The organism is Candidatus Latescibacterota bacterium, assembly GCA_019038625.1.
Classification (GTDB): domain Bacteria; phylum Krumholzibacteriota; class Krumholzibacteriia; order Krumholzibacteriales; family Krumholzibacteriaceae; genus JAGLYV01.
On record JAHOYU010000143.1, the window covers coordinates 23,311 to 37,346 of the forward strand.

Genomic DNA, 14,036 nt, shown 5'->3' on the forward strand with positions numbered 1-14,036 from the left:
CGATCGGAACGAATCTTATCTCAGATAAACGATCTTTTTCGTCTGATTGAAATCATCCGCCGCCACTCTCATGAAATACACACCTGATGCAACTGGTCTGGCTGCATTGTCCTTCCCGTTCCAGTGGATCTGGTACTGACCTGCTTCCCTGTCTCTGTCTTCGAGTGTGCGGATCAGTCGTCCGGCTGTGTCATATATTTTCAGTACGACCCTGGCCGGTGACGCGATCGAGTACGTGATCGTCGTGTTGCCGTTAAACGGATTCGGGTAGTTCTGGGCAAGCATGTTCACGTACGAAGGCAGGTCTCCCGTGTCTGTAGTCGTGCCGTCGATGCAGTCTCCGCCTACGTTGGAATACCCGCTTGCGTATCCGTTCAGGTCGATGATATTGACTCGGTAATACATGCAGCTGTCAAGGTCGCTATCCTGGTAGCTGTTCTCGTCCGGCGGTAATGTCGTCAGGAAATTCGATTCGTCGGGAATGAAATTTTCAGATGAATCGGCATAGATCGCAAAGTAATCAAGGCCTCCCGGAAGTCTTGCGTCCCAGGTGATCTCGATCGTCGTATCGTTTATGGCGGTGGCGGCCAGATTCTGAACGTATTCGGGAGCCAGACTCGAACTGCCGGGCCCGCCGAATGCTCCGATATCAGATAGCGATCCGTCGATGTCGCTGATCGAAGGGTCTCCCGTGTCTATGCCTCCCGAATGCAGAGAGAGCTGGTAATCGACCAGCAGTGTGTCTGAGTAGTGTGGATGCCTGAATATGTTTGTCGTATCGGGGATGATGACCGTCAGATCCTCCGGAGTGTTTCCATAGCAGTCGTTGTACTGGAATGTAATATTGGTAGCCATTGAAGGCTGAAATCCGTTCGGGCTGCCGTAAGTGATCATGTTGTTCCTGACATCCATCGAAACAGCGTTCAACATGAAAACGTTGCCCCCTGCGTATAGAGCGGTATTACGGTCGATAGTATTGTTCGTCCAGTCACCCCATGTGCTGTCCGCAAAGATACCGCCGGCCATCGAGGTCGTGTGGTTCATGGTTAAAATCGAATTTTCGATATCGAACTGCTCACCCTTGAGAAAGATACCTCCGCCAGATGAGACTGCGTCGTTTTCACCGATAAAACAGCCGGACAGCGAAACTCTCGAGTGATCACTGTAGATCCCGCCTCCGTTGCTCGATACACTATTGGAATATATGGAATCTCCGGATGAAATGGCAGTTGAGAGCCTCGCATAGATCCCTCCGCCTTCCCGGTATCCTGTATTGTCATGGATCGAGTTACCCGACAGGTTGATGGGCGCATGAAGGGCGTAGATGCCGCCACCGTTCCTCAGGCCGGTAAATTCCAGGTTAGACAGGCATCCAGAGATCGTGTTGCCTGTTATCGTGGCTGAAGCCTGATAGAGATATATCCCGCCGCCGCACTGGGCAACACAGTCGATGATCTTGTTGCCGGTGATAGTGACCGTGCCGTCGTAGCAGGCGATGGCGCCGCCCCCGCTGAATCCCGTGACACTGGTGTAGCCACATCCGGTGAAAACGTTATCCTTGATAAGGGCAGCGGAGCTGTAGGTCATCACTCCTCCGCCGTATATTCCGTTCAGAGGGAGAATAGCGGCCGTCCCGGTCCCGTTTACAAGGTGGAAGCCTTCGATGCCGGGAGTGCCGAGCAGGACTGAAACGAACGAGACCACGCTTCCTCCGGCAGATAAGGTCGTAACGTTGGTTTCGGGGTCTCTCGCGGTGAATGTGGTATTCCATCCGCCCATCATATGGATCGGTTTGGTGATCCCGACCGATTCGTTGTATGTGCCTTCACATACCATGATCGAATCATAGAACGCGGCAGCATCGACCGCGTCCTGGACCGATGTGGCGGCCCATGCCGGTGTCGAGTATGGGTAGATGTCGCCGCCGGTGGTTGAAACATAGCGGTATGGTTTGCCAGAGATCGTCAAATTTGCTTCGCTCATGTCATAACCGCCAAGAACTCCACCATAATACGCGATGACCTTGACCCTGGCCGTGGTCACAGGCATGTCGTCCACGTTCCATTCCCATGAAGTCGATGTGCCGGCGAGCCCCGTAACGAGTGTATAGTCGTAACTGTCTCCGCTGTTGATGCTGAGCAGCACACTGATCGAATCGGGGACCTCACGCGATGTGGTCCATTCTATAGTATAATCTTCGCCGACATCGAGGACCTCTCCACCTGTCGGAGCGGTTATGTCTACATAGACCGTGCTGGGCAGATAGGTGATCTGTCTGGTGCCATCCCCTATCGTGTTATTGCCGTACTGGACATAGCCGTACCCGTCCATTCCCCAGCCCAGCCCCCAACTGTTCTTGATGAGCCATGCGCCGTCTCCGCCACACTGGTTGTCGTCCCAGCCGACAATGAGAACGGCGTGGTAGCCGACTACCTCATCCACCCAGCTGAAACAGCCGAAGAGATAGTCGTAGAACCTGTCTACGATATCGATGGTGGTATAGACCGGTCCCGTCAGAAGGGCTTCCTTGATCGAATTCACATCATTCGAGACCGAAGTGTATCCCGTGATAAAGCCGACGGGTTCGCAGCTTGTCTCGGTACACGCGAGGTCGTCGCGATTGGCGTAGGGGATGCAATATTCGCGAACCTGGCCGTAATTTGTCATGATATAGTATGCGCCATATGAATTTCCGCCACCGCACCCCTGACTGTAGGGATTGCAGTAAAGAGTCTGTGCCTCGGACAGATCCTCTATCCTGTCGTCGTATATCCTCATGTGGGATTCAAGCTGCGCGACTGCGGCGAAAGCCCAGCACGCGCCGCAGCTGCCCTGGTCCTGAGTCGGAGTCGTTCCGTTGAGTGCTCGCCAGTCGAATGCAGGATCGTACATCGCGCCTTCAGGAGCCGTAATGGTCGGTAGTCCGCTCTCGACACCGTCCGGAAGCGGCTCTAACCCGCAGAGCCCGCGCTTTTCTTCAGCACTGAGCAATGACTTCGATGTGGTACCCGCTGTCCAGTGGAGCCCTTTTTTCTGGATCTCCCTGTTGATCTTTTCGATTCGCAGTGTTTCAGCTTCATCGGGTGTCTGTGTGAATGTGAGGCTGGTGAAGATCGAGACGATAAGGATGATAGCGGCGATAGATGCGACTACGCCGAAGATGGTCCGTCTTGAGGTCATATTTGAATCTCTCCTGTCCTGCTCGCTGGCTTCTGATTTCCGAACATTATAACGTTGCCGGTGGGTTGAATTTTCCGCGAATTCGATGCATGAGACTCTGGAAGATTATAACATATTGTAGCGTTTTGGACAACTCAAGGATATCTTATGACTTAAGGTAGCTGGAGTCATATTTTCCCATAGGATCCGGGAGTTCCCTGTGATTCCCTGTAGTTACGAAAATTAATAGTGAAAAAAGCGGGTGAACCGTCATGGGACTCAAGCTTTCGTTGGAACTTTAAGGTGGTTTGTGGTTATAAAAACGCTTAAAAGCAAATCGCCTCTATCTACCCTCCGTATTGGAAAGAGTGGTAGTTGGGACCAGAGATGTCGGTTCGGTTGTCCCTGGATCGTTGTTTTCGCCCTATCATGGTGTTATGTTGGGAGTTAGGTGGATGTTGGGTTGTTTTCAGGGAGGTATTTGTCCTTGAAAGGTATGTGGTAATTATGTAAATTCTGCATACTCTGATCAATGACAGAAGGGATAAGTCAACAGCTGGAGAGACTGGCGGACCATAACTGGACTGGAAAGCGTACGAAGAGGAGACAGGAAGATGTCAATAGACGTAAAACAGATCGGTGAAAAAGTCGAAAAAGAAAGCGCCGTGCTCGCGAGGATCCGTAGCGAGATCGAAAAGATCATCGTTGGGCAGGAGTACATGATAGAGAGGTTGATGATAGGCCTGCTCTGCAACAACCATGTGCTTATCGAGGGTGTGCCGGGCCTGGCGAAGACCCTGGCCGTAACGACCCTGGCCAAGTCGTTGAATGCTTCTTTCCAGAGGATCCAGTTTACACCAGACCTGCTGCCTGCCGACCTTCTGGGTACCCTGATCTACAATCCGCGCTCAGGCGAGTTCAGTACGAAAAAGGGGCCGATCTTCGCCAACATCATTCTGGCAGACGAGATCAACAGGGCTCCTGCCAAGGTGCAGAGCGCTCTTCTTGAGGCGATGCAGGAGAGGCAGGTGACGATCGGAGAGGAGAGTCATTTGCTGGACGATCCCTTCATGGTCCTTGCCACTCAGAACCCGATCGAGCAGGAGGGGACATATCCTCTTCCCGAAGCGCAGATCGACAGGTTCATGCTCAAGCTCAAAGTGACATATCCGAGTAAGGTCGAGGAGAAGAAGATACTGAAGAAGATGGCATCCTCCGCGCCGAAGCTCGAGGTCGAACAGGTCATTGAAAAGTCCGATATCTTCAGGCTTCGCAATCTGACAGACGAGATCTATATGGACGAGAAGGTCGAGGACTACATCATCGATATCGTTCAGGCCACCAGGAAGCCGGACGAATACGGCCTTGACGTGGCGAACCTCATCCAGTACGGAGCATCTCCACGAGCGACGATCTTCCTGGCGATGGCTTCGAGAGCTCATGCGCTGCTCCAGGGCCGCGGTTATGTCACTCCCCAGGATGTCAAGTCGATCGGCATGGATGTTCTCCGGCACAGGGTAATAATCACATATGAGGCCGAGGCTGAAGAGAAGACTTCAGAAGATGTGGTGACCGCGATATTCAACAATGTCGCTGTGCCGTGATAGCCCCGTGATTTTCTGACGGTCGGTCACTGATGGCCGGCTGATAGCAAGAGGCAGACGATTCTTAATATAAAGGTGATTTGGAAATGATTCCGGAAGAGCTTGCGAAAAAGATAAGGATCCTTCAGATAACGACTCGCAAAATCGTCAACGATGTTCTAGCCGGTGAATATGGCAGTGTGTTCCGGGGGCGCGGGATGGAGTTCGACGAGGTGCGCGAATACATGCCCGGTGACGAGATAAGGACGATCGACTGGAATGTCACCGCACGTACCGGCATCCCATATGTGAAAAGATTTGTGGAAGAGAGAGAACTTACAGTGATCTTCCTTGTCGACCTGTCCGCCTCGGGGACATTCGGCAGCGTCAAGAAACTCAAGAACGAAGTCGCTGCCGAGCTGTGTTCTTTGCTGGCGTTCTCCGCGGTGAAGAACAATGACAAGGTGGGACTGATAGTCTTCACCGACCAGATAGAGATGTTCATTCCCCCGAAAAAGGGGACACAGCACGTACTCCGCGTGATAAGGGAACTGTTGAATTTCAAGCCGAGGCAAGCCAGCACCGATATAGTAGGGGCGCTGGATTATCTCGGAAAAGTGACGAAGAAGAAGGCCGTTATTTTTCTCGTCTCTGATTTTCAGGCTGAAGGATTTGAGAAATCGATGCGGGTGATCGCCAGGCGTCATGACCTGGTGGCAGTGACTATTGTCGATCCCAGAGAAGTGAGTCTCCCGAATGTAGGTCTGCTCGAACTGGAAGATGCCGAAACCGGTGAGATCGTTCTCATCGATACGTCCAGTGGCGCGGTCAGGAAAAATTACGAAAGACTCGGGCGGGATCAATCGGCAAGGTTCCGGGAGTTGTTCGCCAGCATGGGAGTCGATCAGATAGAAGTGAAGACGGACAAAGACTATGTGCCGAGCCTGGTGAAGTTTTTCAAGGCCAGGGAGGGCAGGTACTGATGATCAAAAGAAGGAGTGACTGGGAGCATGAGTGATTCAAGAAAAGCGGATGAAGGTTCCACTCTTGGTGACGAATTAAGAGAGAGCCTGAATCAGGGCAGGAATCTGAACAGGGGTGGCAGGGGGCTACATGTCCTGCTGGCATTTGTGCTTGTCATTTCCCTTGTGAATCTATTTGTGCTGGTCATCGACAATAAAGGTAATGGAAATGGTGGTATGCCCGGTGGCGATACAGGCCTTTCCGGCGAAGCACTGGAGAGACTCGCACTAAAACTCGAACGGCAACAGTTGCACGGCGCCGCAGCCCGCGCCTGGACGGACTATATATCCGCGACCAGGCCCTCAGGAGAGGAAAGCGCGGGGATATGGTATCGGATAGGAAAGCTCTACCAGGGTGGAGGCGATCTCGAACGTGCTCTCGATGCTTACTACAGAAGCGAAAGTATCGAGCATCTAAAGGATCTCGAAGCAGAACTGTCGCTGAGAGTGTCGGAGTGCCTTGAGCGGCTGGGAAGGTTTGCGGCACTGAGGTCAGAGCTGGAGAGCAGGACCGCTCTCGATCCGGACGCGCCCACCGCAGGCGAAGAGGTACTGGCAGAGATCGGCAGCTGGAAGATTAGCAGATCCGATCTTGAAAAGATGGTCGAAGCAGAGATCGAGGCGCAACTGTCATCGGTGGCGGGCGGCCTGCCTCCCGAACAGAGGAAGGCACAGAAGGACAGGCTTCTCGCCGAGGTTCTTTCCGAGGATCGTCAGCAGCAATTGCTCGAGAGATTTATCGCTGAAGAAGTGTTATATATGCGCGCGATGGAGGAGAGGCTGTACGACGATGCGGCGTACAGGGAACTCGCGAGTAATCTTGAGAAGAAGATGTTGATACAGAAATATATGGACGGTCAGTATGCCGCCAATATCAATATCAGCGATCAGGAAGTACGTGAATATTACGAAGCACATAAGGCTGATTTTATGAAAGACGGGCGGCAGATGGATTTCGAAGAAGCCGGGCAACAGGCATACGCGATGCTAAGGCGGAAAAAAGAGATGGAGATACAGGCTCAACTCATCGGCTTTCTGATGGACGAGTATGACGTAGTCGTCCACCAGTCGAAGTCTGGCGGGTAAAAGCAGACGGACTGATAGATATGAGTAATGACAGGCTGAAAATATTCAAGGCTTTCTCGGGCAGTATCCTCCTTGTGCTGGTGGTCATGATGCTATCCTGCAGCGATGGGGATCTTTCCGGCAAGGTGGCCGATTACGAGATCGACAGGACATTTACCCGGGGGCCGGTCGATTTTCGTGTCGCGGTGAGCAGAAAGGAAGTCACGATCGCGGACAGGCTCGATCTGCTTGTCGAAGCGAGGGCCAGAGAGGGATATGTGGCCGAGTTGCCCGGGTTCGGTGACAAACTGGATCAGTTCGGGATCGTCGACTACACTTCTCCTCCCCCGAGACTTGAAGAGGGTGGAGTCGTCGTCACTTCCAGGGTCTACGAACTCGAGCCTTTCCTTTCGGGGGAATACAAGATACTTCCGATGATGGTCACGTTTCGCGAAGAGGGAGACTCCATATCGACTTACTCGGTCGAGTCTGACACGTTGAAGGTCACGGTCCTTTCGATCCTTCCCGAGGACATGGCCGAGCTTGAGATGAAAGATATCGCCGGACCGGCCGCGATCCCGGCGAGCAGGCGATGGCTCTACATCACGGCTGGCGCGATGGCCCTGGCAGCTGCCACGGTCCTTCTATACCTGAGATTCAGAAAAAAGAGGACCGTCACTGACAGGATAATCCTGGCACATGAAAAGGCGTTCGCCCTACTGGAAAGACTGTTATCCGAGGGGCTGGTCGAAGAGAAGAGATATTCTGAATTCACGGAAAGAGTGTCAGATATCCTCAGACATTATATAGAGGATCGGTTCGGCCTGCGGGCACCGGAGAGGACGACAGAGGAATTTTTAACCGAGGCGGGAAGTGGGCTTGATGTAGAGGATGAGCAGAAACGTATGTTGAGGGATTTCCTGGCCCACTGCGATCTGGTAAAGTTCGCGGCGTTCGAGCCATCTGAAGATGATGTTAAAAAGACATTCGGCACCTGCCGTGATTTTATAGATATGACGAAGAAAGAGGAGGAGGTGAACGGCGGGGCCGAGCAGGCAGCCGAGGTAGCATGATCAGATTTGCGTCACCATGGGCATTTATCCTGTTGCTGGTCATCCCGGCTGTTCTTCTGTATCTGAGCCGGAAAGACCGTGGCGGTTCGATCAGGTTCTCCTCTCTCGCCAACGCAAAGGTGGCGGGAAAGTCGATGCGGCATCGTCTTGCCTGGCTCCCATTGATGACAAGGATAGTGATCATCGCCCTTATCGTGACAGCCCTTGCCAGGCCGCAACTGGGCAGGGAGAAGGTAAAGGATGTCACAAAGGGTGTCGCGATAGAGATGGTTATCGACAGGTCGGGCAGCATGAACGCAGAGATGGAATACAAAGGGCGGCGCCTGAATCGTCTCGAAGTGGTCAAGAGAGTCTTCGAGGAATTCCTCATAGGAAACGCCGAGACCCTCGAAGGGCGGCCAAACGATCTGGCGGGAATGATATCGTTCGCCAGATACGCTGACACCATGGCCCCCCTGACCCTGGGCCACGGCGCGTTGCTCAGGTTCCTCGATACCGTCAAGATAGTAAAACGTAAGAGCGAGGACGGTACAGCGATAGGCGATGCGCTGGCGCTCGCCGCCGCCAGGCTCAAGACCGCCGAGGAAGACCTCGCCAGATTCGCCAGTGAGACAGGCGACAGGGAATACGAGATCAAAAGCAAGATCATAATCCTGCTTACGGACGGCCAGAACAACTCGGGACTCAGATCACCCGCTGAAGCGGCGAGCCTGGCTGCGAGGTGGGGAATAAAGATATATGCGATAGGTGTCGGAGGAGGAGAGAGTGTAAACACGGTCAACACGCTCTTTGGGAATTTCAAGGTCCCCACCATGAACAGGGTCGATACGAGGCCGCTGGCTGCTATTGCCGACCTGACAGGCGGAGTATTCAGGCTGGCGAAAGATGAGAAATCACTCCGCGAGATCTACGAGGAGATAAACGAGCTGGAGAAGAGCGAGATCGAGTCGATCAGATACGTCGATTACAGGGAACTCTTTGTTCCGTTCGCGGCGGTGGCGCTGGTTCTGCTGGCCCTTGAAGTGATCCTCTCGACACTGGTCTTCAGGAGGATACCGTAACAATGCAGCTGGGAAACGTCAGAATACTTCTTTTGTTGTGGCTGGTGCCGGTACTGGCGATGCTGTATTTCTGGGCCGCGTATAAACGGCGACAGGGTTTGAGGGTATTTGTCGAGGCTGATCTGCTGAAGAAGATTTCGATGTCGATCAATCACGCCGCAAGGCGGGCAAAGGCTGCCCTCGTGATAATCGCTGCTGTATTCATTGTCGTTTCTCTGGCCAGGCCCGCGTGGAATCCGAAGCCGAGGACGGTCGAGAGACGGGGCAGGGATATCATGTTTGTCCTGGATGTCTCCCGATCGATGATAGCGGAGGACCTCGCTCCGAACAGGCTCGAGAGGGCAAAGCTCGCCATCGGTGACATGGTTGCCAGCCTGGAGGGCGACAGGGTAGGGTTGGTCGTGTTCGCTGGGACGGCCGCGTTGAAATGCCCCCTTACTCTCGATTACGGATTTTTCAGCCTGATGCTCGAAGATGTCGATCTTAACAGTATCGCCAGAGGCGGGACGATGATCGGCGATGCTTTGAGGAAGGTGCTCGATGAAGGCTTTGACGATCAGGAAAAGAAATACAAGGACGTCATCCTGATAACAGATGGTGAGGATCACGATTCCTTCCCCGTGGAGGCCGCAGAAGAGGCCGGCAGGCGGGGCGTCCGAATAATAGCCATAGGGCTGGGAGATGAGCATCAGGGAAGGCGGATCCCGGTAACCGACGCTCATGGGAACAAAGCTTTCCTGAAGTACGACGGGCAGGAAGTATGGAGCAGGCTCGATGCGGCCACCCTGAGGAAGATGGCGAACGTCACTCCCGGCGGAAGGTACCTCAATGTGGCTACCGGAGCGATAGACCTCGGTGAAGTCTATGTGAAACTGATCGCCGGTGAGGAGAAACGGGAGATCGAATCATTGACGATCAAGTTGTACGAAGAAAAATATCAGATCTTCCTTGCGATAGCGTTGATATTCCTTGTGGCCGAGTTGATAGTCACGGAGCGGCGGCGGGTCAAGGCGCCGGCACGTAGTTCAAGTAGTACGACGGGTGGTCCGTCGGCAGGTTCTTCCGGACATGCTTCAGGTATTATTAAACTGATTGTTCTTTCGGTCCTGTTAGCTGGTATGATCCTTGGTGCTACCGCTTCGCCCGCGATGGCCGAATCAGCAGGGAGCCTGGTCTCGAAGGGAAACAGCAGTTTCGACTCGGGTGAGTTTGAAAAAGCGCTTGGGTTTTACGAACAGGCTTCGGTCAGATCTCCCGAATCGCCGATAGTCGCCTTCAATCTCGGTGACGTCTATTACCGGATGGAGGACTACGCTAAAGCGAGGGAGAAATTCCAGGAAGCGGCAATGAAGACCAGAGATCTGTCACTTGAAGCGAGGGCGTGGTTCAATACAGGCAATTGTGCATTTAACGAGGGGACGCGGCAGACAGACAGCGACATGGAGAAGGCTCTGCAGGCGTACCAGGAATCGGTGGGGTTCTACCAGACCGCACTGGAGAAAGATCCCCAGCTGACTGACGCGGCACACAATATGGAAATAGCGAGGTTGATCATCAAGGACCTCATGGATAAATTACAGAAGCAGAAAGAGGCGATGGAAAAGCAGCAGGAGAAGCTGAAAGCTGTTGTGGATTCGCTGGTGGCAGCGATAAAGAGACAGGAGAAAGTAATGAAAAATTCTCTTGTCCTCGACGACGACGGGCAGAAGATAGCTGCTGGCTGGAAAGAGAATGTGGCTGCTGAAGAATCGGCTGAGCGAGACGTCCGATCATCGACCGTGTCGGTGAAGGACAGGCTGAGCGAACTTTTCCAGGACGAGATACCCGAGCCTGTGCAGCAGGCGTCATCGCATCTTGACTCTGCCATCGTAAACCAGGATGATGCAGTCGTCGATCTTGCCAATGCAGAACCGGGGACGTCGGCTGTAGACCAGGAACAGGCGCTGATCCAGATGAAGAAGGCGCTCGAGAAGTTGACGAAGAACGACGATCAGAAGCAGAAGGGGCAGGATAAAGATCAGAAGGACCAGCAGCAGCAGGATCAGCAGCAGCAGGATCAGAAGGGCGACCAGAAGCCTCCCGATCAACAGGATCAGCAGATGAAGCAACAGCCCCCGAGAAACGAAACGGCCCGGGCGATCCTCGAAGAAGAGAAGGAAAACAGGAAAAAGAGAAAGCAACAGGCCGGCAGCGGGCACAAGAAGGTGGAGAAGGACTGGTAATGGATATGGAGTTTCAGCTGGACGGATCGCTCGATGGACGTCGAAGGTCTCTGCTCGCTGTGGTAGCGGGAGGCTTTCTCGCCCTTGCGATCACCCTTGTCCTGGTGTGGCCCGGCGGAGCAGTTGCGGCTGATATCAGTGTGATTGCCAATGTCGAGTCGAGAGATGTTTACGTCGGCGAATCATTTCTTTTTCAGATCGTGATCGATGGGTCAGGGGAAGTCATTGAACCTGACGTGTCGGGCCTTGCCGGATTCATCGTGCAGTTCATGGGCGGCTCGAACAATTCGAGCCAGTCGATATCTGTGATCAACGGCCGTGTCCAGAGGACAGTCCATAAGGGTTTTACATTAACCTACAGGCTCACCCCGAAGAGCCCGGGGCGTGTGACTATTCCCTCGATCAATATCAATGTAGAGGGGACCGTTTTCAAAACGGACCCGATAACGATATCTGTGAAGAAACCCGAGGAGAGTGAGGATTTCAAATTGAAGATCGAACTCTCCCGTGACGCCTGTTATGTGGGAGAGCCGGTGGTGCTGACCGTCACATGGTATCTGAACAGAGACGTTGAGGCCTTTAATTTTACCGCTCCGATCCTGGAGAATGATGCTTTCGACTTTGAACTTCCAGAAGTGAAGATAGACCAGTCTAAAAAGTATTTCAGGATCCCGATGGGCAGTGGTGAAGTCATCGCCGAAAAGGGACAGGGGATGTTGGATGGGAAACGGTTTGTAACCCTGACATTCAGGCTCGCGTTGATTCCCAGGCAGGATGGGATGTTCGATATTCCGGAATTCATCGTCGCGTGTGAATCTGGAACAGGGATCAGGAACCGCAGGGATTTTTTCGACGATTTCTTCTCCGACAATTACAGGGGGAGATGGCGCGGCAGTCTCAAAAAATATGTTGTTCCATCGAACAGCCTTTCCCTGTTCGTGAAAGATCTGCCTCTTGAGGGCAGGCCAGACGGATTTGCGGGGCATGTGGGCGAGCTGAAGATCTCGACGACAGCAGATCCGGTCGAAGTCAGCGTCGGTGATCCGATTACAATGAATATCGTCATCGAGGGTCCCGACTATCTGGGCAGGATCGATCTTCCGTCCCTCGCGAATCAGCCGGGAATGGAGGAGGATTTCAAGATTCCCGAGGAGAGAGCGGACGGGCGGGTCGCGGAAAAGAAGAAGATATTCACTCAGACTTTGAGGGCCAGACATGACGACGTGAAGGAGATCCCTGCCATAAGGATCGCCTATTTCGATACGGGAAAAGAAGAATATAGGATAGCCTCATCGGATCCGATCCCTCTTGTGGTCAGGGAGACGAGGGTCGTTACGGCAAGTGACGCCGAGGGCCTGGTGCATGGACCGGGAGGAAGCCCTCTGGAGAAATGGAAAGAGGGTATAGCATACAATTATGAGGGCGGTTCAGTGCTTTCAGATCAGGAAGCGGGGTTGGATTCTCTCTATGAGCGCCCTGCTTTGCTGGCGCTTGTCCTTGTTTTTCCGCTGCTGTTCGGAGTGACTCTGGTGTCGAAGGCCATGATCGAAAAAAGGTCTGCCGACCCGGCGGGAGTGAGAGCTAGAGGGGCTCTCAGGAGACTTAATAGTGGCCTTGGATCTTTGACGAAGGCAGGAAGCGCGGGAGGTGGGGAGTTCAGTGATATGGTGATGGAACTTCTCAAGAAGTATCTCGGCGACAAACTGGACAGGAGCGGCGCCGCGTTGACGGCAGAGGAGACTGAACGGATAATGGAGGGAAAAGGACTCGATCCCGAAACGATATCGTCCGTAAGAGAAGTCTTCGACGAGTGCGAAAGATGGGCCTATTCAGGGCTTGCGGACAGCGAAGAGAGAAGGCAGGACCTTGCCGGCAGGATCCGGGACGCCGCGAGAAAACTGGACAGGAGACTGTAGCGGTAGACATGCTGGTATAAAGAGGAGAAATGCAGGGATTATCTGAATGAAGAAAATGTTCTCTATAAGACGTTTTAAAATATCCGCGGCGGCCGTTGTGTTTACTGCCGTCGTGATCTGTGCTGCTGGTGATGCTGTCCCGCAGAGTTCGGTCTCTCTCGATGAATATCTTGTTCGCGGTGACGATGCGTTCCGCAGGGGGATGGAACTGGACAGCTCCGACCCCGACGCTGCGAAGGACTACTATCGCAGAGCGATCCTGAACTTCGAGCATATCGCTGAAGAGGGCGGCGTGCAGAATGGAAAGCTCTATTACAATATAGGCAACGCGTGGTTCCGCATGGACGACCTCGGAAGGGCCATCCTGAATTACAAGCGGGCGGCGCTGTTCTCTCCAAACGATCAGAACCTTGCTCAGAACCTCGAATATGCCAGAACCAGGCGTGTGAGCAGGGTAGAGGTCCCCGAAAGAGAAATAATATTCAAGACGCTTTTCTTTATTCACTATGATATTCCCTCGAGGGTCCGGCTCGCGGTATTTATAGCGGCCTTCGCCCTTGTCTGGATGTCTGCCGGGGCCTGGCTTTTCATGAGGCGGGGGTATCTGAAGATCATGATCACCGTTTTCTCGATAGTAAGCGTTATCTTTATGGTGTCGCTTTCTGTAGAGATGGCAAGCCGATCAAGCAGGCCGGAAGGTGTCGTGGTCGCCGGGGAAGTCATTGCCCGCAAAGGGGACGCGGAGACATATCAGCCGAGCTTCACAGAGCCACTCAGTCCCGGCACAGAGTTCAGGCTTCTCGAAAGACGGACTCAGTGGTGGCATATCGAACTCGAGGATGGGGCGAGATGCTGGATACCTGCGGGAGCTGGAGAAACTGTGATAAACTGGTAAATCGTCATTCTTTGAAAATATAGATATAATAATAACCTGG

9 protein-coding genes are annotated in these 14,036 nt (G+C 53.3%); 8 read left to right on the forward strand and 1 reads right to left on the reverse strand.

Annotated elements, in window-relative coordinates; all coding sequences use genetic code 11:
• Positions 1-15 precede the first annotated feature (15 nt).
• Positions 16-3,180, reverse strand: coding sequence for a T9SS type A sorting domain-containing protein (locus KOO63_10950; GenBank protein MBU8922322.1), 3,165 nt, complete (start codon positions 3,178-3,180; stop codon positions 16-18).
• Positions 3,181-3,773: 593 nt separating this feature from the next.
• Here KOO63_10950 and KOO63_10955 point away from each other — a divergent pair.
• From KOO63_10955 to KOO63_10990, 8 genes are all read left to right on the forward strand, one after another.
• Positions 3,774-4,763 carry an AAA family ATPase gene (locus KOO63_10955; protein ID MBU8922323.1) on the forward strand — a complete coding sequence of 330 codons (990 nt, stop codon included), beginning with the start codon at positions 3,774-3,776 and terminating at the stop codon, positions 4,761-4,763.
• 86 nt (positions 4,764-4,849) lie between these two features.
• A complete protein-coding gene (locus tag KOO63_10960; protein ID MBU8922324.1) occupies positions 4,850-5,725 on the forward strand; it encodes a DUF58 domain-containing protein in 876 nt (291 codons plus the stop codon).
• 27 nt (positions 5,726-5,752) lie between these two features.
• Positions 5,753-6,850, forward strand: coding sequence for a hypothetical protein (locus KOO63_10965; protein ID MBU8922325.1), 1,098 nt, complete (start codon positions 5,753-5,755; stop codon positions 6,848-6,850).
• A 20-nt stretch (positions 6,851-6,870) separates the two neighbouring features.
• A complete protein-coding gene (locus tag KOO63_10970; GenBank protein MBU8922326.1) occupies positions 6,871-7,902 on the forward strand; it encodes a hypothetical protein in 1,032 nt (343 codons plus the stop codon).
• A complete protein-coding gene (locus KOO63_10975; GenBank protein ID MBU8922327.1) occupies positions 7,899-8,963 on the forward strand; it encodes a VWA domain-containing protein in 1,065 nt (354 codons plus the stop codon). Before KOO63_10970 ends, KOO63_10975 begins: the two co-directional genes overlap by 4 nt.
• Before the next feature lie 2 nt (positions 8,964-8,965).
• Positions 8,966-11,185, forward strand: a complete 2,220-nt coding sequence (locus tag KOO63_10980; protein ID MBU8922328.1) for a VWA domain-containing protein — start codon at positions 8,966-8,968, stop codon at positions 11,183-11,185.
• Positions 11,185-13,101 carry a BatD family protein gene (locus tag KOO63_10985; GenBank protein MBU8922329.1) on the forward strand — a complete coding sequence of 639 codons (1,917 nt, stop codon included), beginning with the start codon at positions 11,185-11,187 and terminating at the stop codon, positions 13,099-13,101. The genes KOO63_10980 and KOO63_10985 overlap by 1 nt, the downstream gene beginning before the upstream one ends.
• Before the next feature lie 46 nt (positions 13,102-13,147).
• Complete coding sequence (locus tag KOO63_10990) at positions 13,148-13,996, forward strand: tetratricopeptide repeat protein (GenBank protein MBU8922330.1); 849 nt, start codon at positions 13,148-13,150, stop codon at positions 13,994-13,996.
• The last annotated feature ends 40 nt before the right edge of the window (positions 13,997-14,036 follow it).